The organism is Lysinibacillus sp. NPDC093216 (assembly GCF_050280325.1).
Classification (GTDB): domain Bacteria; phylum Bacillota; class Bacilli; order Bacillales_A; family Planococcaceae; genus Lysinibacillus.
This window is the reverse complement of sequence record NZ_JBNNVB010000046.1, coordinates 1-20583: the sequence shown is the minus strand read 5'-3', so window position 1 is coordinate 20583 and position 20583 is coordinate 1. Positions and strand designations below refer to the sequence as shown.

The 20583-nt window shown below is 37.4% G+C and carries 19 protein-coding genes, 1 rRNA gene and 1 other annotated feature; of the genes, 16 read left to right on the top strand and 4 right to left on the bottom strand.

Going from position 1 to position 20583, the window contains the following annotated elements:
* The 4 genes from rrf to asnB all read left to right on the top strand — a co-directional run.
* Window positions 1-89, top strand: a 5S ribosomal RNA gene (gene rrf, locus ACQKOG_RS26295); the annotation flags it as partial.
* A gap of 295 nt (window positions 90-384) precedes the next feature.
* Window positions 385-1848: an IMP dehydrogenase gene (gene guaB / locus ACQKOG_RS26290; RefSeq protein WP_370083265.1), complete on the top strand. Its 1464-nt coding sequence runs from the start codon at window positions 385-387 to the stop codon at window positions 1846-1848.
* Between the two features lie 141 nt (window positions 1849-1989).
* Window positions 1990-3312, top strand: coding sequence for a D-alanyl-D-alanine carboxypeptidase family protein (locus ACQKOG_RS26285; RefSeq protein ID WP_427448546.1), 1323 nt, complete (start codon window positions 1990-1992; stop codon window positions 3310-3312).
* Window positions 3313-3417: 105 nt separating this feature from the next.
* Window positions 3418-5256: an asparagine synthase (glutamine-hydrolyzing) gene (asnB, locus tag ACQKOG_RS26280; protein WP_370083269.1), complete on the top strand. Its 1839-nt coding sequence runs from the start codon at window positions 3418-3420 to the stop codon at window positions 5254-5256.
* A 32-nt stretch (window positions 5257-5288) separates the two neighbouring features.
* Here the strand turns inward: asnB and ACQKOG_RS26275 are convergent, their stop codons facing one another.
* Entirely contained in the window at window positions 5289-6713 is a 1425-nt protein-coding gene (locus ACQKOG_RS26275; RefSeq protein WP_370083271.1) for a PLP-dependent aminotransferase family protein, read from the bottom strand.
* A 105-nt stretch (window positions 6714-6818) separates the two neighbouring features.
* Between ACQKOG_RS26275 and pdxS the strand changes: the two genes are divergently transcribed.
* The 3 genes from pdxS to serS all read left to right on the top strand — a co-directional run bounded on the left by pdxS (window position 6819) and on the right by serS (window position 9894).
* On the top strand, window positions 6819-7703 hold the full coding sequence (gene pdxS / locus ACQKOG_RS26270) for a pyridoxal 5'-phosphate synthase lyase subunit PdxS (protein ID WP_370083273.1): 885 nt from the start codon (window positions 6819-6821) through the stop codon (window positions 7701-7703).
* 1 nt (window position 7704) lies between these two features.
* Window positions 7705-8268, top strand: coding sequence for a pyridoxal 5'-phosphate synthase glutaminase subunit PdxT (gene pdxT / locus ACQKOG_RS26265; protein ID WP_370083275.1), 564 nt, complete (start codon window positions 7705-7707; stop codon window positions 8266-8268).
* 49 nt (window positions 8269-8317) lie between these two features.
* Window positions 8318-8541: a binding site (T-box leader), on the top strand.
* A 72-nt stretch (window positions 8542-8613) separates the two neighbouring features.
* Window positions 8614-9894 (top strand): serine--tRNA ligase, encoded by a 1281-nt coding sequence (gene serS / locus ACQKOG_RS26260; RefSeq protein WP_415733136.1) that lies wholly within the window; start codon window positions 8614-8616, stop codon window positions 9892-9894.
* A 182-nt stretch (window positions 9895-10076) separates the two neighbouring features.
* On the opposite strand, the gene ACQKOG_RS26255 is transcribed toward serS, so the two are convergent.
* From ACQKOG_RS26255 to tadA, 3 genes are all read right to left on the bottom strand, one after another.
* The gene (locus tag ACQKOG_RS26255) at window positions 10077-10319 is read right to left on the bottom strand and encodes a TM2 domain-containing protein (protein ID WP_236690751.1); all 243 of its coding nucleotides are present in this window, start codon (window positions 10317-10319) and stop codon (window positions 10077-10079) included.
* Between the two features lie 253 nt (window positions 10320-10572).
* Window positions 10573-11712 carry an SPFH domain-containing protein gene (locus ACQKOG_RS26250; protein WP_402874868.1) on the bottom strand — a complete coding sequence of 380 codons (1140 nt, stop codon included), beginning with the start codon at window positions 11710-11712 and terminating at the stop codon, window positions 10573-10575.
* A gap of 289 nt (window positions 11713-12001) precedes the next feature.
* Window positions 12002-12520 carry a tRNA adenosine(34) deaminase TadA gene (gene tadA / locus ACQKOG_RS26245; protein WP_402874871.1) on the bottom strand — a complete coding sequence of 173 codons (519 nt, stop codon included), beginning with the start codon at window positions 12518-12520 and terminating at the stop codon, window positions 12002-12004.
* Between the two features lie 187 nt (window positions 12521-12707).
* On the opposite strand from tadA, the gene ACQKOG_RS26240 reads away from it, so the two are divergent.
* The 9 genes from ACQKOG_RS26240 to ACQKOG_RS26200 all read left to right on the top strand — a co-directional run bounded on the left by ACQKOG_RS26240 (window position 12708) and on the right by ACQKOG_RS26200 (window position 20471).
* Window positions 12708-13043, top strand: coding sequence for an ArsR/SmtB family transcription factor (locus ACQKOG_RS26240; RefSeq protein ID WP_370083281.1), 336 nt, complete (start codon window positions 12708-12710; stop codon window positions 13041-13043).
* 20 nt (window positions 13044-13063) lie between these two features.
* The gene (locus ACQKOG_RS26235) at window positions 13064-14014 is read left to right on the top strand and encodes a cation diffusion facilitator family transporter (RefSeq protein WP_370083283.1); all 951 of its coding nucleotides are present in this window, start codon (window positions 13064-13066) and stop codon (window positions 14012-14014) included.
* A gap of 76 nt (window positions 14015-14090) precedes the next feature.
* Complete coding sequence (locus tag ACQKOG_RS26230) at window positions 14091-14423, top strand: metal-sensitive transcriptional regulator (RefSeq protein ID WP_370083285.1); 333 nt, start codon at window positions 14091-14093, stop codon at window positions 14421-14423.
* Window positions 14424-14480: 57 nt separating this feature from the next.
* Complete coding sequence (copZ, locus tag ACQKOG_RS26225) at window positions 14481-14687, top strand: copper chaperone CopZ (protein WP_402874873.1); 207 nt, start codon at window positions 14481-14483, stop codon at window positions 14685-14687.
* An 81-nt stretch (window positions 14688-14768) separates the two neighbouring features.
* The gene (locus tag ACQKOG_RS26220; RefSeq protein ID WP_427448540.1) at window positions 14769-17180 is read left to right on the top strand and encodes a heavy metal translocating P-type ATPase; all 2412 of its coding nucleotides are present in this window, start codon (window positions 14769-14771) and stop codon (window positions 17178-17180) included.
* Window positions 17181-17444: 264 nt separating this feature from the next.
* Window positions 17445-18083: a deoxynucleoside kinase gene (locus ACQKOG_RS26215; protein ID WP_427448538.1), complete on the top strand. Its 639-nt coding sequence runs from the start codon at window positions 17445-17447 to the stop codon at window positions 18081-18083.
* Window positions 18080-18748, top strand: coding sequence for a deoxynucleoside kinase (locus ACQKOG_RS26210; RefSeq protein WP_370083293.1), 669 nt, complete (start codon window positions 18080-18082; stop codon window positions 18746-18748). The genes ACQKOG_RS26215 and ACQKOG_RS26210 overlap by 4 nt, the downstream gene beginning before the upstream one ends.
* A 182-nt stretch (window positions 18749-18930) precedes the next feature.
* Window positions 18931-19458 (top strand): TIGR00730 family Rossman fold protein, encoded by a 528-nt coding sequence (locus ACQKOG_RS26205; RefSeq protein ID WP_402874882.1) that lies wholly within the window; start codon window positions 18931-18933, stop codon window positions 19456-19458.
* 104 nt (window positions 19459-19562) lie between these two features.
* The gene (locus ACQKOG_RS26200; RefSeq protein ID WP_415733140.1) at window positions 19563-20471 is read left to right on the top strand and encodes a methyl-accepting chemotaxis protein; all 909 of its coding nucleotides are present in this window, start codon (window positions 19563-19565) and stop codon (window positions 20469-20471) included.
* Window positions 20472-20583: the final 112 nt, after the last annotated feature.

The window sequence follows — 20583 nt, the reverse complement described above, 5'->3', positions numbered from 1 at the left end:
CCCGTTCCCATACCGAACACGGAAGTTAAGCTCTTTAGCGCCGATGGTAGTTGGGGGCTTCCCCCTGTGAGAGTAGGACGTCGCTAGGCAATGTAAACAGTCAGCTGAGTGCTGACTGTTTTTTTATAAAAAACCTTAATAATTTATCAATAATTCAACAAAACTTGCCTAAAATAAGACAGAGCTTAACGATCATTTATTCTAAATGTAGAAGAAATTAAAAAAGGCTATATTTTTCTCAGTGAAAAAAGGGCGAAAAGACTATCAGAGTTACTACCTTGAAAAATCTGAATTGTCTTTCTTTTATAAGTTTCTTGACAGTAGCTTAGCACGTTGTTAATCTTACAATTAATATTCTTTTAACTATAGGAGGACGTTACGAAAATGTGGGAAACTAAATTTGCCAAAGAAGGTTTAACTTTTGATGATGTATTATTAGTACCAGCGCATTCAGAAGTATTACCGAAAGATGTTGATTTATCAGTTCAACTAACACCGAAGATTAAATTAAATATTCCAATGATCAGCGCAGGCATGGATACAGTTACAGAGTCTAAAATGGCAATTGCTATGGCACGTCAAGGTGGTATCGGTATTATCCATAAGAACATGTCGATTGATGAGCAAGCTGAGCAAGTAGAAAAAGTAAAACGTTCTGAAAATGGTGTTATTACAAACCCATTTTTCTTAACTCCGACTCACCAAGTTTTCGATGCTGAGCATTTAATGGGTAAATACCGAATTTCTGGTGTACCAATTGTTGATAGTATGGAAAACCAAAAACTAGTAGGGATCATTACAAACCGCGACTTACGTTTCATTTCTGACTATTCTTTAAAAATTGAAGATGTTATGACAAAAGAAGATTTAATTACAGCTCCTGTTGGAACGACTCTAGAGGATGCTGAAAAGATTCTTCAACAATATAAAATCGAAAAGTTACCAATTGTAGATGAAGAAGGTAAATTAACTGGACTAATTACAATTAAGGATATTGAGAAGGTAATTGAGTTCCCTAACGCTGCAAAAGACATACATGGTCGTTTATTAGTAGGAGCAGCCGTTGGTGTTTCAAAAGATACAATGATACGTATTGAAAAGCTTGTTGAAGCACAAGTAGACATCGTAGTAATCGATACAGCTCACGGTCATTCTGAGGGTGTATTACAAACAATTCGCTCTATCCGTGAAGCTTATCCTGAGCTTGAAATTATCGCTGGTAACGTGGCAACAGCTGAAGGTGCACGCGCATTATTTGGGGCAGGTGCAGATGTAGTGAAAGTTGGTATTGGGCCTGGATCTATTTGTACTACTCGTGTCGTAGCTGGTGTAGGTGTACCACAAATTACAGCTGTTTACGATTGTGCAACAGTAGCTCGTGAGCTTGGTAAAACAATTATTGCTGATGGAGGCATTAAATACTCTGGAGATATCGTAAAAGCTCTTGCAGCAGGTGGTAACGTTGTAATGCTTGGTTCACTTCTTGCAGGTACTTCTGAATCTCCTGGTGAAACTGAAATCTTCCAAGGTCGTCGCTTCAAAGTATACCGTGGTATGGGTTCAATTGGAGCTATGGAAAAAGGTTCAAAAGATCGATACTTCCAAGAAGATGCGAAAAAATTAGTACCAGAGGGTATTGAAGGTCGTCTTCCATACAAAGGACCACTAGCAGATACAATTTATCAACTAATCGGTGGTATTCGTGCAGGTATGGGCTATTGCGGTTCAGCTAACCTTGAGTTCTTACGTGAAAATGCTCAATTTGTTCGTATGACAGGTGCAGGTCTACGTGAATCACATCCACATGATGTACAAATCACAAAAGAATCACCAAACTATTCGATGTAATATATTACTAGCAACTTTTATGCTCTCGAATCGTCTACAAAGATGACACGAGAGCATTTTTTTATGATATAGAGTGCGCACGGAAGTTACTATATATGATAAAATGTCGAGGACAAGATTATTTTTTGGAGGGCTTTAAAGGTGAAAAAGACAATGAACACTGTCATTCGCTTACTCCTAATTCCTGTTTTGTTATTTAGTGTTTTAGCAGGTATTCCGGCGAAGGCAAATGCAGAAACAGATTTAGGACTACATGTGGATGCTGCAATTTTAATTGACGCAGATTCAGGAAAAATTTTATATGAACAAAATGCAGATACTTCACTAGGTATTGCAAGTATGACAAAAATGATGACTGAATACCTGTTATTGGATGCAATTGATGCAGGTACAGTTAAGTGGGATCAGGAATATCACGTAACTGATTATACGTATAAAATGTCTCAAAACCGTGCATTAAGTAACGTACCATTGCGTAGAGATGGAACTTACAAAATTAAAGAATTATATGAGGCAATGGCAATTTACTCTGCAAATGCTGCTACAGTCGCTATAGCAGAAACAATTGCGGGTACTGAAACTGAGTTTCTAAAGCTAATGAATAAAAAGGCAGAAGAGCTTGGTCTTAAAGGCTATAAATTCGTAAACTCTACTGGTCTTAACAATGCAGATTTATTTGGTATGCAGCCAGCTGGTACTGGACCAAATGATGAAAACGTAATGCCTGCTAAATCTGTAGCTAAATTAGCATATCATTTACTAAAAGATCATCCAGACGTATTAAAAACGTCTAAAATTGCAGAAAAGAAGTTCCGTGAAGGTACAGATGATAGCATCGACATGATAAACTGGAACTATATGTTGCCGGAATTAGCGTACAAATATGAAGGCGTTGACGGATTAAAAACAGGTACAACAGACTTTGCGGGTCATTGCTTTACAGGTACAGCAGAGCGCAATGGTACACGTTTAATTTCTGTAGTTATGAAGGCTGTGGGAGAGGATCCAAAAAAAGCGCGCTTCGATGAAACAGCTAAATTGTTTAACTATGGTTTCTCACAATTCTCGAAACAAGAAATTATTCCTGCGAACTATAAGTTTAAAGATCAAGAAACAGTAAAAGTTACGAAAGGTAAAGAAAACAAAGTAGCGATTGCTGTTAAAGAACCAGTTTCATTTATGGTCAAGTCATCTGAGAAAAATTTATATAAACCTAAACTAGTTTTAGATAAAAAGAGTCTTGAAGCAGAGGTTAAGAAGGGTACCGTTGTCGGAAAGTTAGTTCTTGAACGCTCAGAAGGCACAGATTACGGTTTTATTGACGGTAAGGACCTTAAAGCTGATGTTGTCACTACAGAGGCTGTAGAGCGTGCTGGTGGCATCTCATTATTCTTCCAAGGTGTTGGTAGCTTCTTCGGGAACTTATGGAATGGTATTACTGACTTTGTTGGTGGCTTATTTTAACAATTAATGTATAAAGAACATGTAGGTGTTTTAAAACATCTACATGTTCTTTTTCACATTTTTACGCTTTACTGCATACGCTATTAGGCGAAAGGATGTGGCTAAATGTGTGGCATTACAGGATGGGCTAGCTTTCAAAAGGATTTAAGAACAAGTAATGAAATTCTAAAGTTAATGACGCAAACGTTAAATAAACGAGGGCCAGATGATGAAAATATTTGGTGTAGTGAGCATATTGCATTTGGCCATCGTCGGCTAGCCGTCATAGATTTAATCGGTGGGAAGCAACCGATGAAAAAAGTACACGATGGTGCAAACTATGTCATTACATATAATGGCGAGCTTTATAATACAGAAGAATTAAGGAAAGAGCTGCAAAAGAGAGGGCATCTTTTTACAACACATTCAGATACGGAAGTATTATTAACTGCTTATATTGAATGGAAAGAGCAGTGTGTTGATTTTTTAAATGGAATTTTCGCTTTTGGTATATGGGATGAACAATCACAATCTCTGTTTTTATGCAGAGACCGACTAGGTGTAAAGCCTTTATTTTACACAGAACAACAAGACGGCTTACTTTTTGCATCCGAAGTGAAAGCATTATTAGCTCATCCATTGATTAAAACAACCGTTAATATGGAAGGGCTAGCAAATATTATGGCTGTAGGACCGTCCAGAACGCCCGGAAAATCACCTTTTCAAAATATTAATGAGCTACGTCCAGGATATGCAATGCGTTTCTCTAGAGAGGGTATACGAGTTTGGCAGTATTGGCAGTTACAGAGTAAACATCATGAAGAGTCATTAGAGGAGACAATCGATCATGTCCGTTTTTTACTAACGGATGCTATTGAACGACAGCTTGTTTCAGACGTACCAATCTGTACATTTCTTTCAGGGGGATTAGATTCCAGCATTATTACTGGCATTGCTGCAAACATGTTTCAGCAACAAAATAAAGGCAAACTCCATACGTACTCTATAGACTATGAGGATAATGAACGTTTTTTTAACCCACATGCTTTTCAAACATCCACAGATACGTATTGGATTCAAAAAATGACAGATACCTTTAGTACAACACACCATGCAGAGGAAATTTCCCAACAGCAATTAATCGATTTCTTAATAGAATCTGTCATCGTTAGAGATTCACCAGGGATGGCAGATGTAGATTCATCGTTATTATGGTTTTGTCGAGAAATTAAAAAGGATTTTACCGTTGCGCTATCAGGTGAATGTGCAGATGAAATTTTCGGTGGCTATCCATGGTTTACAGAAACGACTACAGGTTTTCCGTGGATTCGTTCATTGTCTGAAAGATCAACAATGTTACAAGAGCGATGGCGTAAGAAATTAAAAGTTGAATCATATGCACAACAGACTTATTCACAAACAATTGCTGAAGTACCATATCTTGAAGGAGAGAGTATTGAGGAAGTAAGGCAACGAGAAATGTTTTATTTGAATATGGTATGGTTTATGCAAACATTGCTGGAACGAAAAGACCGTATGAGCATGGGGGCGAGTCTTGAAGTTCGAGTGCCGTTTGCAGATCATCGTCTTGTGGAATATACGTGGAATATTCCTTGGGAAATGAAAAATTTAGATGGTATGGAGAAGGGTTTACTTCGTAAAGCAATGCAACATTTATTGCCAGAAGAAGTTTTATATCGGAAAAAGAATCCGTACCCTAAAACGTATCATCCAATTTATACAGCAGGCGTTCAAAAATGGCTCAGAGACATAATGGAGGACAAAAATTCAATTCTTTATGAATTATTTGAACGACAGAAACTAATAGAGCTAATTGAATCGGGTGGCAGTTCTTTCAAAGTTCCTTGGTATGGACAATTAATGGCAGGTCCACAGCTTTTAGCTTATCTGGGTCAAATTCATACATGGTTTGAACTTTATAATATCCAGCTAATTGAATCATAAGAATGAAGATAAAAGAAACACCAACCAACCTTTTAACGTGAGGTTGCTTGGTGTTTTTTCTGTATATCCCAACAGTTCATTAGCTTTTCGATAGAAGGTTCAATTTCATGCACAGGTATGCCTCCAAAACCTAGTAAAAATTGAGCTTTTGAGGGTGCGGAGTAATCCAGGCGATAATCAGATAATGGATAGATTCTGATTTCCGCATTGGAAGCAAGCTGCTGTAATTGCTTTTCAGACAAAGTATGTTGGACATCGAGTAAAATATGCATTCCTGCTTGCTCACCAGTGATGTTAATTTGATTAGAATAGTTTTCTAAAATAGAAGTGAGTTTTTCATGTTTTTTTCGATAAATCTTTCTCATTCGATTTAAATGCTTTGCAAAATGGCCGTCACGCATAAAATTAGCTACAATATGTTGATCGAAACGAGGTACTGTTGATGAATAGTAATTAAATACATCATTATAAGCAACAAGTAATTTTGGTGGAAGTACAAAATAAGCGACGCGCAAGGACGGCATTAATGATTTTGTAAATGTACTCATATAAATTACTTTATCATTTCGATCTAATGCATGAAGTGCAGGAATTGGTTTTCCAGTATAACGAAATTCAGAATCATAATCATCTTCAATAATGTATCGAGAGGAGCTTTGTGAGGCCCAATTTAAAGCCTGTGCACGTCTTGTAGCCGATAATACTGCTCCTGTAGGGAATTGGTGAGATGGCGTGATATAAACAACGTCAGCGCTAGTTTTTTCGAGCTCATGAATGACAATTCCTTCATCATCGACCGCAATTGGATAGACTTTTCGTTTATGCTGGGAAAACATACGATGCACAGCTGGATATCCAGGGTTTTCAAGGGCAAAACAAGTATTGTCACTAAAGAGTCGCAAAATCATTGGTAGAAGCTGTTCTGTTCCTGAACCGATGACAATTTGCTCGGGACTACAAACAACCCCGCGTGATTGAAATAAATAATTAGCAATCTCCGTTCGCAAAGATCGTTCTCCCTGAGGCTCACCTGTTAATAATAATTCCTTTGAGGCATCATCAAAGAGCTCTTTCGCATATTTCCGCCATGTTTGAAAAGGGAAGGCATCAATATCGATGGAACCAGGATTAAAATCTATCTTGTACAATTTTTTCTTAGGTTGTTCGTTTAAGGAAGTTATTGTTTCCTGCTGAATATACGGAAGCTCGTCAATTTCCTCTACAAAATAACCGACACGGGATTTAGACATAATATACCCTTCAGCAAGTAGCTGTGCATATGCAATTTCAATTGTTGTTTGTGAAATATTCAAAAAATCGGCTAATTTTCTTTTTGATGGTAATTTTTCTCCTACTGCTATTTTTTTTGTAATAATAGCTTCTTTAATGCCGCTATAAAGCTGATCGTAGAGCGGTTTCCCACCATTTTTTTCTAGTTGAAATAATAGCATGTCCATGTGCATTAATTCTCCTGACCTTACGATTATTTTATAAACTGGATATTTTTATATGGTCAATTTCAATTATACTAAATTTCATCATAAAGGTGGAGGTTAGAAATCATGAAACAAACAGGTACAGAATTAGTTAAGCGCGGGATGGCGGAAATGCAAAAGGGTGGCGTCATTATGGATGTCATTAATGCAGAACAAGCGAAAATTGCGGAAGCGGCAGGAGCTGTAGCTGTCATGGCATTAGAACGAGTACCATCAGACATTCGCAAGGCGGGGGGAGTTGCACGTATGGCTGATCCTCGTATTGTCGAGGAGGTATTGGGGGCAGTATCCATTCCTGTCATGGCTAAAGCACGTATTGGACATATTGTAGAAGCAAGAGTGTTAGAAGCAATGGGTGTCGATTATATTGATGAAAGTGAAGTATTAACTCCAGCAGATGAAGAGTTTCATTTATTAAAAAGTGATTACAAAGTGCCCTTTGTTTGTGGCTGTCGTGATTTAGGTGAAGCCGCTCGACGCATAGGTGAGGGTGCTTCCATGTTACGAACTAAAGGGGAACCGGGGACAGGTAATATTGTAGAGGCAGTTCGTCATATGCGTAAAGTGAATGCGCAAGTACGTAAGGTAGTTGGTATGACAGAGGATGAATTAATGACAGAAGCTAAATTGCTTGGTGCTCCTTTTGAATTATTAAGAGAAATTAAGCGTCTTGGCCGTTTACCAGTAGTGAATTTTGCAGCAGGTGGAGTTGCTACACCTGCTGATGCAGCATTAATGATGGAGCTTGGAGCTGACGGTGTATTTGTTGGTTCTGGTATTTTTAAATCAGAAAACCCAGAGAAATTTGCTCGTGCAATTGTTGAGGCTACTACGCATTATAAGGACTACAAGCTAATTGCTGAAATTTCAAAAGAGCTAGGTGTTCCGATGAAAGGCATCGATATTGCACAGCTTAGTCAAAATGAGCGTATGCAAGAGCGAGGCTGGTAAGATGAAGCGAATCGGTGTTTTAGCATTACAGGGAGCGGTACGAGAGCATGTGCAAATGTTAGAGTTTCTTGGATGCGAAGCGGTCTTAGTAAAACAAAGAGCTGATTTAGAGAAGCTTGATGGACTTGTCTTGCCTGGTGGAGAAAGCACAACGATGCGGAAATTACTGAATCGCTATGAGCTATTAGAGCCAATCCGCACACTTGCAAAGCAAGGTTTACCGATGTTTGGAACATGTGCAGGATTGATTTTATTGGCAAAGGAATTAGTAGATTATGAGTCACATTTAGCTGTAATGGATGTGGTAGTTGCACGGAATTCTTATGGACGCCAGGTAGATAGTTTTGAGGTTAAGCTCGACATACCTGAAATAGGTGCTGCCATTCCGGCTGTCTTTATACGTGCGCCACATATTGTTTCCGTAGGTGAAGGTGTTGAAATATTAGCAGAGCATGACGGGAAAATCGTGTTAGCGAAAGACGATCATTTATTAGGATGTTCCTTCCATCCTGAATTAACATCAGATGCACGAATTCTTGAATATTTTGTATCTTCTATGGTATGACTTGCAAAATTTCACTTCATATAGTACAGTATGGATAAAATTTAAATAACTGAACACGATGATGGGAAGTAGTAGCAAGCACGTTTTTTTTAGAGAGTCAGCGGGTGGTGGAAGCTGATAAAGGCACTTGTGAATCCGTCCTGGAGTTGCGCAGTCGAAGTTAATGAAGTAGGCTGTCGCCGGCTGAAATGCCGTTATGAGATAAGTGGATTAGACTAAGTACAAAGTGTCTAATCAATTAGGGTGGCAACGCGGGTAGCTCTCGTCCCTTTTTGGGGATGAGGGCTTTTTTGTGTTTTCTACTAAATATTTTCCCATCATTAAGAATCTACTGGAGGTATGACGATGTTAGATATTAAACGCGTGCGCGACAATTTCGCGGAAATTAAAGAAATGCTATTAACACGTAATGAGGATTTAGGAAACTTAGATGACTTTGAACAATTAGATGCAAAGCGTCGTGAATTAATTGCAAAAACAGAAGAACTTAAAGCTGAACGTAATAAAGTATCTGAGCAAATTTCTATCATGAAGCGTAATAAAGAAAATGCGGATGAAGTGATTGCACGTATGCGTCAAGTTGGCGATGAAATTAAAGAGCTAGATGTCCAATTAAATGATGTAGAAGAACGCTTTAAAGATATGATGATGCGTTTACCAAACATTCCACATGCATCTGTACCAGTTGGCACAACAGAGGACGATAATGTAGAGGAATATACTTGGGGTGAGATTCCAACATTTGATTTCGACATTAAAGCACACTGGGATATCGCTACAGATTTAAAAATTGTAGACTTTGAACGTGGTGCAAAAGTGACTGGTAGTCGTTTCTTATTCTATCGTGGCCTTGGTGCTCGTTTAGAACGTGCATTAATGACGTTTATGATGGACTTACATGCGGAAGAGCATGGTTATGAAGAAATGCTACCACCTGTAATTGTCAATCGTGATAGCTTAACAGGTACAGGACAACTACCTAAATTTGAAGAAGATGTCTTTAAATTAGATGACACAGATTATTTCATGATTCCAACAGCAGAAGTACCTGTGACAAACTTCTATCGTGATGAAATTTTAACAGCTGAAGCATTACCACATGGCTTTGCGGCATATAGTGCATGCTTCCGTTCAGAAGCAGGTTCTGCAGGTCGCGATACACGTGGTTTAATTCGCCAACACCAATTCAACAAAGTAGAATTAGTACGCTTTGTAAAACCAGAAGAATCTTATGAACAGCTAGAACTTTTAACAGGTCATGCAGAAAAAGTACTGCAATTATTAGGATTACCATACCGCAAACTAAAAATGTGTACAGCTGATTTAGGTTTTACTGCAGCGAAAAAGTACGACTTAGAGGTTTGGATTCCAGCTCAAAATATGTACCGCGAAATCTCTTCATGCTCTAACTTTGAAGATTTCCAAGCACGCCGAGCAAATATTCGCTTCCGTCGTGAACCAAATGCAAAACCGGAGTATGTACACACATTAAACGGTTCAGGTCTCGCAATCGGTCGTACAGTAGCAGCAATCCTAGAAAACTATCAGCAACAAGATGGAAGCGTAGTGATTCCAGAAGTATTAAGACCGTATATGGGCGGAAAAGAAGTAATTGCGCCGAAATAAACTGAGTCGAAAGCGAAGCGGCAGACTCAAGCCGACGGAAGCGTAGTGATTCCTGAGGTATTAAGACCATATATGGGCGGAAAAGAAGTAATCGCGCCAAAGTAAATTGAGTCGATAAATAAAAGAAAAACTACTGTTGAAAAATTTCATCTCAACAGTAGTTTTTCTTTTTTAAAAGTAGGTTAGCGAGGTCGAACTCGATGTTTCACAGAGAAATTATGTTCATTAGAAAGTAAGTAAATAACGCCCTCTATAAAACCTATAAAGGCTGGAATATATGTCCAGAAGAAGATGAGGTACAATATACCTTGTCCAATTTTCCCTAAATAAAATTTATGGATTCCGATTCCACCTAAAAAGATAGCAAGTACCCCTGCGACCGTTTTATTTTTTATTGGCCAAGAAGGGTCGATGCCATCATACATAGGAGCTGAATATTGAGGCTGTGTTTGATATACAGGCTGTGATTGCTGTTGATAGACTGGTTGTTGCACAGTTTGCTGTTCTTTTTGGAAATTGAATTTTTCACCACAATATTTACATTGAGCTAATGTGACATCAGCTGCTGCACCACATTGTGGACATTCGATATTTTTCATGTCGATATCTCCTGATTAATGGTATTTGTTTAATTTACATTTTCCGATGTATTGTTTTTAATTACACTGTTATGATTATCTATTGAATTGATTCGACTGGAGCACCGCAGTTATTACAAAATTTCGAAGTAACGTCTAGTTCTTGTCCACATGAACAAACAGGCTTGTGTAAACTAGTTCCACAAGAAGAACAGAATTTTGATGATTCTTCGTTTTCACTCTGACAAGAATGACATGTAATGACCTTTAGCGTTAAATTTTCACCGCATAAATTGCAAAACTTACTAGTAGACAAAATGTTACCGTGGCAAGAAGGACATATTTTATGTGTAACATTATTGTTAGGCTGTTGTACTTGTTGATTCATCATAGTCACCATACCTTGCCCTACGCCTAATCCAACTCCACTTGTAGCAAATAATCCAGCTACTCCATTCTCATTTGATGCAGCAGATTCATATATATCAAAGCTACGTTGTGTTACATAACGATTGTCACCCATAATTTCGAACTTAGCTTTATCTTGTAAAATTTCATTTATTTTATCGAAATCTTCCTCTGGGAAATTAATTGATTGAATATGGAAATGGGCCATTATAAAACCATACGCATTGAATTCTTCAGATATTTTTTCTTTTAAACTATTTGAAATATTATGAAGCTCTGTTGTTATTTCTAGTGCAGAGATTTTCTCATTAATAATTTTATTTGCAAGTTCAGTTTTTATGGATGTAATAAGAGAACCTTTAAAGTAATCTTGTACTTTTTCGAAACTAACAATATCATCTTTATTCATAGAGCCTATAACTTCTGTAAAGAATAATAAATAGTCATCAAGGCGAAGAGCCAATTGTCCAAATGCTCGTATACGTAATTTTACAAAGTATTTCGGGTCAATTAGTTGAATAGGATCAGAGGTTCCCCAATATAAATCTAATTTTACCGTTAGATTTATAAAGTAGATTTCTGCTGAAAAAGGTGTATCCCCTCCATAAGCAAAATTCACAACATGATGAAGTAATGGTAAGTTATTGGTTGATAAAACATGTGTGCCTGAATTAAATACATCACATATTTGCCCACCCTTTACAAAAATGGCTACTTGACCTTCGTTGACGATAAGTGTAGTACCTAACACTAGCTTTTCATTCGGATGCTTGTAGATTAACCAATCGCGTGAGCGTAAACCATCGAACTTCACTCTATCAAAAATAGGCATTAAAACATTACCTCCCTGTTAATTCCCTTTTAAATTAAATTATTACTAGTTATATTTTCCCTTTTCAGTTTATGCATGTCAATGGTTTATCTGTATTGAAATTTTTCTTTAGGTTAGCCAGTAATGTACTTGCTATATCGCTTTTTCCATTTCTTTAGATTGCGTATTTAAAAACATTATTGTTATGAATATGTTGTCGCTATTACGACATATTTCATATATATGCTATCCCCTAATCATAGAAAAGAAGGTGCCTCAATCTGAGACACCTTCTTTGTATGTGAAATTTTTAAAATTCTTCATTTTCAACAACTAACGCTTGTCGCGCCTTTTTCTCAGCCTTTTTCCGTTCGCGTAAAGCTCGGAAAAAATCGGTTAAGATTTGTCCACATTCCTCAGCTAAAATTCCTTCCGCTACTTCACATTCATGGTTAAAGCGCGCATCGTTTAATAACCGATAGAGTGAATCTACACAACCTGCTTTTATATCTCTTGCACCATATACGACACGTGGCACACGAGATTGCAAAATTGCACCTGCACACATAGGGCAAGGTTCAAGTGTCACATAGAGTGTTGTTTTTTCAAGGCGCCAGCTACCTATTTTTTTACAAGCCTCTTGAATAACCATTAATTCAGCGTGCGTCGTTGCATTTTGTGTTGTTTCTCGTAAATTATGAGCCCGTGCAATAATCTCTCCATCGTATACAAGCACAGCTCCTATTGGCACTTCTCCAAGTAAAGCTGCTTTCTTAGCTTCTTCCAGTGCACTGTTCATAAACAATCGGTCTGTTTCAAAAATATCCACTATGATCTCTCCTTATCACTTAGTGTATCTTGCTTAATTGACAATTGCTACTATCAAATATGTCTCGGCATAATTGGCCGGATTAAGTAGTAAGAAGTTAAAACGTTGACATTTCCAATACAACCATTTATATTTATATATGAATACATGCTCATATATAAATATAAAAAGGTTAGGGGTAAACTAAATGGATGAAAAATTACAAAATACAGAGGTTCAGATTAACAAAGAGCAACATTTAGATGAAGAAACGCTATTCGTCGTGTCTCAAACATTTAAAGCATTAAGTGATCCGACAAGAATTCGCATTTTAAATTTATTATGTACGGATGAACATTCAGTCAACGACATTGCTGAAATTTTAGATTTAGGTCAATCAACAGTTTCACATCAGTTACGTTTTTTGAAAAATTTACGGTTAGTGAAATATAGAAGAGAGGGCACAACCTTATATTATTCAACAGATGATGATCACATTATGAATTTATTGAAGCAAGCTATTGAGCATGCTGCACATAACTAGAGTTAATGGAGGGATAAAACATGGGACATAATCATGATCATGGCCATACACATGGCGCAAATAAAAAGATATTAATACTATCATTTATTATTATTACGAGTTATATGATTGTTGAAGCAATTGGTGGCTATTTAACTAATAGTTTGGCTCTTTTATCAGATGCAGGACATATGTTAAGTGACTCCATTTCATTAGCGATAGCCTTACTTGCTTTTATGTTTGGAGAAAAGGCAGCAAGCTATAGTAAAACATACGGTTATAAACGATTTGAAATTTTAGCAGCAGTATTAAATGGTGTGACTTTAATTTTAATTGCTTTATTCATTTTCTATGAAGCAATAGAACGTTTTGCAAATCCACCAGAAGTGGCAACAACAGGCATGTTGATTATTAGTACAATCGGTCTTTTGGTAAATATTTTGGTAGCTTGGATTATGATGCGCGGCAGTGATACAAAAGATAATTTAAATATGCGTGGAGCTTATTTACACGTATTAAGTGATATGCTTGGATCTGTAGGAGCCATCGTTGCCGCACTATTAATGATGTTCTTTGGTTGGGGTTGGGCTGATCCACTTGCGAGTGTTATTGTTGCCGCATTAGTATTGCGAAGCGGATACTATGTAACGAAGGCTGCTATCCATGTTCTAATGGAAGGAACACCTTCAAACGTTGATGTTCAAGAGATCATACAAACTATTGTACAAACAAACGGCGTTCATAGCATTCATGATTTACACATTTGGACAATAACAAGTGGAGCAAATGCACTTTCATGTCATGCAGTTGTTGATGATCACCTAATAATTGCGGATAGTGAGAATATATTACGAGAAATTGAACATAATCTTGAGCATAAGGGCATAAAGCATGTAACGATTCAATTGGAAACAGTAGCGCACAAGCACGATAATTCAATTTTGTGTACAATAAAAAATGAGCAGTCGAATCATCACCACCATCATCATTAACTAAATTAAAAAATTTTTAGCTTTACATACCCTTCGTGGGTATAGTATGATGATTATGAAGTAGGAGGTGCATTTAATGGAGGATATAGTGAAAGAGGATGCTTGTCATACAGAGGAAGCTACGTCGTGTCGAAAAAGCCATCACCCTGAACGCGTAAAAAAAGATTTAACGACTCGTTTGAATCGAGTTGAAGGTCAAATCCGAGGTATTAAAGGGATGATTGAAAAAGACGTTTACTGTGATGATATTATTACGCAACTGTCTGCCACGCAGTCTGCTTTAAATAGCGTAGCGAAGATATTATTAGAAGGTCATTTAAAGGGATGTGTAGTAGATCGCCTATCAGAAGGTGATGAAGCAGTGTTAGACGAATTAGTAGTGACTATCCAAAAATTAATGAAGAAGTAAAATTTTTTAATAAATATATACCCCTATATAGTATCTAAATTAAAGGAGAGATATTTTATGCAAAACGTAGCTTTAAACGTACAAGGAATGTCATGTGGACATTGTGTAAACTCAGTGGAAAAAAGTGTTGGAGCATTAGCTGGCGTTGAACAAGTAAAAGTAAACTTAGCTGATGGTTTAGTAGATGTAGCATTTGACGAAACACAAGTATCTCTAGACCAAATTAAAGAAGCAATCGACGATCAAGGCTATGACGTTAAATAATATAAGTAGGGTGCTCTTGTAGCACTCTCTTATTTTCAGTTTTATATACCCCTGGTTGGTATATAGAGAGGAGAAATGATCATGAGTTCGGAAATAAAAGAAGCGAATTTGCAAATTACAGGTATGACATGTGCAGCCTGTGCTACTCGTATAGAAAAAGGTTTAAATAAAATGGATGGTGTAGAACAAGCGACAGTTAATTTAGCTCTTGAAAAATCATCCATTAAATATGATTCGACAAAATTAAATGAAGAAGATTTTGAAAAGAAAATTGAAGCACTTGGTTATGGTATCGTGAAACAAAAAGCGGAATTCAACATTACAGGCATGACATGTGCAGCCTGTGCTACACGTATAGAGAAGGGTTTAAATAAACTAGCAGGTGTATCCTCTGCGAACGTTAACTTAGCACTCGAAAAAGCTACTATTGAATTTAATCCATCTGAGGTGGCGATTGCAGATATCATTGCAAAAGTTGAGAAATTAGGATATGAGGCTCATCAAAAAGTAGATGAGCGAGAAACTGCGGATCATCGTGAACAGGCCATTAAACAACAGCAGAAAAAATTTATTTTATCGGCCATTCTTTCATTACCATTACTGTGGACGATGGTAGGACATTTTTCATTTACATCATTTTTATATGTCCCTGAATTTTTAATGAATCCGTGGGTACAAATGGTGTTGGCTACTCCTGTTCAATTTATCATTGGGAAGCAATTTTATGTGGGAGCCTATAAAGCTTTACGCAATGGTAGTGCCAATATGGATGTACTTGTAGTAATGGGAACATCTGCGGCGTATTTTTATAGCGTATATCAAGCAATTATTACTGCGGGGTCACATCATGCCCCTCACCTATATTTTGAAACGAGTGCCGTATTAATTACTTTAATTTTATTAGGTAAATTATTTGAGGCAAAAGCAAAAGGTCGCTCATCTGAAGCAATCAAAAAATTAATGGGCCTTCAGGCAAAAACGGCCATCGTTGTTCGTGCCGGTGTAGAGAAAGAGGTACCGTTAGAAGAAGTAGTCATTGGTGACATTATTTTAGTGAAGCCTGGTGAAAAAATTCCTGTTGATGGTGAGGTATTAGAAGGAACGACAGCTGTAGATGAATCGATGTTAACAGGGGAAAGTTTACCTGTTGATAAAAAGCAAGGTGATTTATTATTCGGTTCTACTATTAATAAAAATGGCTTTATTAAAATGACAGCGACTAAAGTCGGTCGCGATACAGCCTTAGCTCAAATTATTAAAGTTGTAGAAGATGCACAAGGCTCCAAAGCGCCAATCCAGCGTTTAGCAGACCAAATTTCGGGCGTCTTTGTACCAATCGTTGTTGGCATTGCGCTTGTCACGTTTTTAATTTGGATTATTTGGGTACGACCTGGTGAATTTACGCCAGCACTTGAAGTATTAATTGCAGTTCTCGTTATCGCTTGTCCATGCGCGCTTGGATTAGCAACGCCAACGTCTATTATGGCGGGCTCTGGTCGTGCGGCGGAATTCGGTATTTTATTTAAAGGTGGGGAGCATTTAGAGCAAACGCAAAGCATTGATACAGTAGTTGTTGATAAAACAGGTACTGTAACACACGGCAAACCCGTATTAACGGATGTTGTGCTAGCGGCAAATCAAGACGAAGCACGCTTTTTATCGTTAATTGGTGCGGCTGAGAAGCAATCAGAGCATCCGTTAGCAGAGGCAATTGTTCAAGGAATTGCTGATCGCGGTATTAATCTAGGAGATGTTCAATTCTTTGAAGCAATACCAGGTTACGGTGTGCAAGCGACTGTCTCTGGTCAAGGCGTTGTCATCGGTACACGTAAATTGATGCAACAATACGGTATTCATATTGATGATATCCTACCAACAATGGAACAATTAGAGGAAAACGGTAAAACGGCCATGTTAGCTGCAATTAACGGTCAGTATGCTGGCCTAGTAGCGGTTGCTGATACAGTGAAGGATACTTCAAAAGAAGCGGTTAGTCGTCTACAAGAAATGGGCATTACCGTTATTATGATGACTGGTGATAATGAACGTACAGCACAAGCTATTGGAGCAGAAGTTGGTGTGAATCATGTGATTGCTGAAGTTCTTCCAGAAGGCAAAGCGAATGAAGTGAAAAAACTGCAAGCTACAGGTAAAAAAGTAGCGATGGTTGGTGATGGCATTAACGATGCACCAGCACTTGCGACAGCGAATATAGGAATGGCGATTGGTACCGGTACAGACGTGGCCATGGAAGCAGCGGATATTACGCTAATTCGTGGCGATTTAAACAGTATTGCGGATGCTATCATCATGAGTCGTAAAACAATGCGCAACATTAAACAAAACTTATTCTGGGCATTTGCTTACAATTCATTAGGTATTCCAATTGCCGCAATCGGTTTACTAGCTCCATGGGTAGCAGGTGCAGCGATGGCATTTAGTTCCGTATCTGTCGTTTTAAATGCACTGCGTTTACAGCGAGTTAAATTATAAGGGTAACGATAGATCCACTTTGAGTGGGTCTATTTTTTTATTTATTTCAGCGGATGTCAAAGAATTGGTTTTGGCCTCCTATTTTAATAGAGCAATAGTTTGGTTCTGTTTTTCACTTTCTCACTATGATACAATGAAAAGCACTGATTTATTTCCTAAGCCTCTGGACGCAATTATGCCGAGGCATAATTGATATAATTATACAAACCTCGAGAACGGGGCAATTGACGATAGAATCCATAGAACATAAAGGAGGAGCTTCTGGTGACGATTCCATTTGTTACGGTAGAAGGTCCGATTGGTGTTGGTAAAACCTCTTTATCTAAAGAGCTTGCAACAACATTTAATTACCATCTATTAAAAGAAATAGTAGACGAAAACCCTTTTCTAAATAAGTTTTATGAAAATATAGAGGAATGGAGTTTCCAGACGGAAATGTTCTTCCTATGTAATCGCTATAAACAATTATCAGATATAAAAAGATTTCGTTTAATGCATGATAAACCTGTTGTAGCAGACTACCACATTTTTAAAAATTTAATATTTGCCAAGCGTACATTGCTACCAACTGAGTATGATAAATACGAAGAAATTTATAAAATATTAACGAAAGATATGCCTGTTCCAAATGTAGTTGTTTATTTACATGCCAGTGTTGATACGCTGATGAAACGTATTGCGATGCGTGGTCGTGAATTTGAAAAAATGATTTCACGAGATTACATGGAGCAACTAGTGGCAGATTATCATTCCTTTATCGAGCATTTTGAGAACATGCATCCCGAAATTCCTGTTATTCGATTTAATGGTGATCAACTTGATTTCGTAAAAAATTCAAATGATTTGAAATATGTATTACAAACAATAAAGGACACGTTACAACAAAGGAGCATGCAACAATGAATTTGAGAGAGAAATATGGTATTCCTCCACAAACGGTCATTACAATTGCTGGTACGGTTGGAGTAGGGAAGTCAACAATGACAAAGGCGTTGGCAGAGGCGTTAAATTTCCGTACTTCATTTGAAAAGGTGGATACTAACCCATATTTAGATAAATTTTATGAGGACTTTGAAAAATGGAGCTTCCATTTACAGGTGTATTTTTTAGCGGAGCGTTTTAAGGAGCAGAAACGAATCTTTGAATATGGAGGCGGGTTTATTCAAGATCGCTCCATCTACGAAGATACAGGCATTTTTGCTAAGATGCACTATGACAAAGGTACAATGAGCCCAACAGATTACGAGACGTATACAAATTTATTTGATGCGATGGTGATGACACCTTACTTCCCTCATCCAGATTTACTTGTCTATCTAGAGGGGCCAATTGATGCTGTAATCGGTCGTATTCAAGAGCGTGGACGTACAATGGAGCAACAAACACCGAATGATTATTGGATTGAAATGCATGACCGCTATGAGAACTGGATCAATAATTTTAATTCATGCCCAGTTCTACGTTTAGATATTAATGATTATGATTTATTAAAAAATCCTGACGCAATTGAATCAATTGTGAGCCGCATCAGTCATATGCTAAAACAAACAAGCCATTTACGTAAATAAAAGGTGTATTAAAGCTTATATTTCTAAAACGATTAGGAAGATAAATTTTGGCGTTCTGGCCGAAAGTGCAGCGACGTGCAGAAACAAGTAATTGAAGAAAATAAATGATCAAAAGACGTGAGACAATATGTAACCTATTGTGTCACGTCTTTTGAGTAGGAGGGATTGTTATAAGAATAGCGGTGTATTGCGGTTCTGGCTTAGGCATAAACCCAATTTATGCAGAGAAAGCAGCCGAGTTAGGAACTGTATTAGCTCAAAATGGTCATGGTGTCGTTTATGGTGGCTCGAAAACAGGACTAATGGGGAAAGTTGCAGATGCAGTATTAGAAGCTGGAGGAGATGTTATTGGCGTGATGCCAACTCATTTACAGCAGCGGGAAGTAGCACATGCCTCGTTAACAGAGATTCATTTTGTTGAGTCTATGCATGTACGTAAAGCCAAAATGGTAGAGTTAGCAGATGCTTTTATAGCTTTACCAGGTGGTGGTGGGACAATGGACGAATATTTTGAAGTGTTTACGTGGGCACAAATTGGACTACATGAAAAACCTGTAATTTTATATAATATAAATAATTTTTATGATGCGCTTTTACAACAACTTCAGAAAATGCTTGAAGAAGGTTTTATACGAACTGAGCAAAAGTCACTTGTTCATGTAGCTACTACATCGGAAGAAGTATTACATTTATTAAAAAAACATGGGTAATACGCCCATGTTTTTTCTGCAATAAATAATCTTTATAAGTTTTTTTATAGGATTCATTACCATAAAAAGTTTAGTTCGCTAATACAATGAAAGAGGTGTAGATTATGCAGACAATAGATACAGAAGTTACTGATGATCAAGTAGTGCTGGCAATTGAACGAAATATAGCCATTATCCGTTTTGATATGGAGCATAAAGTTGCCTATGTAAATGAACTTTTTGCTAAAACATTAGGCTATAAAGTTGAAGAAATGATAGGAAAAGATCATAAAGATTTTTGTTTACCGGAATTTGCGAATAGTATAGAATACGGAAAGTTTTGGCGAAATTTAGCTGCTGGCAATAGCTATCAGGATAAAATCGAAAGAATGGATGCAAGTGGAAATAGAATTTGGCTTGAGGCCACTTATATGCCTGTCTTTGCTATTAATTCAAAAAAGGTGATTGGCGTATCGAAAATTGCAACAAATATTACAGAACGCCAAAATGAAATTGTTAGTGTAGCTGATACATTAAAGGTTATGTCTAAAGAGCTTCATAGTCGTTCGGAGGCGGGCATTCAAAATAGCAAGGATTTACTGGAAACAGTGAAAGAGGTTTCACAAGAGTCTGCTGATAATGTAAGAAATCTTGCGCAGCTACAGAAGCAAGCTGAATCTATTAAAGGGATTGTGAAAACCATTCAAGAAATTGCTTCTCAGACAAACTTACTTGCACTAAATGCAGCTATTGAAGCAGCAAGAGCCGGTGAGTATGGACGAGGTTTTGATGTTGTAGCAAAAGAGGTTAGAAAGCTTTCCAAAAGGGTAGAGCAATCTATTTCAGAAGTAAAAGATAATGTTGAGGGCATTGAGCGAGAGATTGGACAAGTCACTGAAAGTATCACGCGTATAGCTGAAAAAGTTGAAAAAACAAATGGTCAAATTAATGTAACAACGAATGATTTTGCCGAAATTGCATCTGCAGCGGAGGCATTAGATGAACAATCAAGGCATTTTACCGAAATAATTTAATTCAATTTTTATATGTTTGAGTTAATTTCATAATTCTAATCCCTTTAGCATCAGGGGTTCTGAAACAATAAAAAACGGGCACCTCCCCAAATTCGGTATAATGGTAGCGACG

What these genes read in the sequence shown, in the direction of transcription:
- guaB (WP_370083265.1), top strand. Translation starts at nt 385, where the DNA reads ATGTGGGAAACTAAATTTGCCAAAGAAGGTTTAACTTTTGATGATGTA.
- asnB (WP_370083269.1), top strand. Translation starts at nt 3,418, where the DNA reads ATGTGTGGCATTACAGGATGGGCTAGCTTTCAAAAGGATTTAAGAACA.
- ACQKOG_RS26275 (WP_370083271.1), bottom strand. Translation starts at nt 6,713, where the DNA reads ATGGACATGCTATTATTTCAACTAGAAAAAAATGGTGGGAAACCGCTC.
- pdxS (WP_370083273.1), top strand. Translation starts at nt 6,819, where the DNA reads ATGAAACAAACAGGTACAGAATTAGTTAAGCGCGGGATGGCGGAAATG.
- pdxT (WP_370083275.1), top strand. Translation starts at nt 7,705, where the DNA reads ATGAAGCGAATCGGTGTTTTAGCATTACAGGGAGCGGTACGAGAGCAT.
- serS (WP_415733136.1), top strand. Translation starts at nt 8,614, where the DNA reads ATGTTAGATATTAAACGCGTGCGCGACAATTTCGCGGAAATTAAAGAA.
- ACQKOG_RS26255 (WP_236690751.1), bottom strand. Translation starts at nt 10,319, where the DNA reads ATGTATGATGGCATCGACCCTTCTTGGCCAATAAAAAATAAAACGGTC.
- ACQKOG_RS26250 (WP_402874868.1), bottom strand. Translation starts at nt 11,712, where the DNA reads ATGCCTATTTTTGATAGAGTGAAGTTCGATGGTTTACGCTCACGCGAT.
- ACQKOG_RS26240 (WP_370083281.1), top strand. Translation starts at nt 12,708, where the DNA reads ATGGATGAAAAATTACAAAATACAGAGGTTCAGATTAACAAAGAGCAA.
- ACQKOG_RS26235 (WP_370083283.1), top strand. Translation starts at nt 13,064, where the DNA reads ATGGGACATAATCATGATCATGGCCATACACATGGCGCAAATAAAAAG.
- ACQKOG_RS26230 (WP_370083285.1), top strand. Translation starts at nt 14,091, where the DNA reads ATGGAGGATATAGTGAAAGAGGATGCTTGTCATACAGAGGAAGCTACG.
- copZ (WP_402874873.1), top strand. Translation starts at nt 14,481, where the DNA reads ATGCAAAACGTAGCTTTAAACGTACAAGGAATGTCATGTGGACATTGT.
- ACQKOG_RS26220 (WP_427448540.1), top strand. Translation starts at nt 14,769, where the DNA reads ATGAGTTCGGAAATAAAAGAAGCGAATTTGCAAATTACAGGTATGACA.
- ACQKOG_RS26210 (WP_370083293.1), top strand. Translation starts at nt 18,080, where the DNA reads ATGAATTTGAGAGAGAAATATGGTATTCCTCCACAAACGGTCATTACA.
- ACQKOG_RS26200 (WP_415733140.1), top strand. Translation starts at nt 19,563, where the DNA reads ATGCAGACAATAGATACAGAAGTTACTGATGATCAAGTAGTGCTGGCA.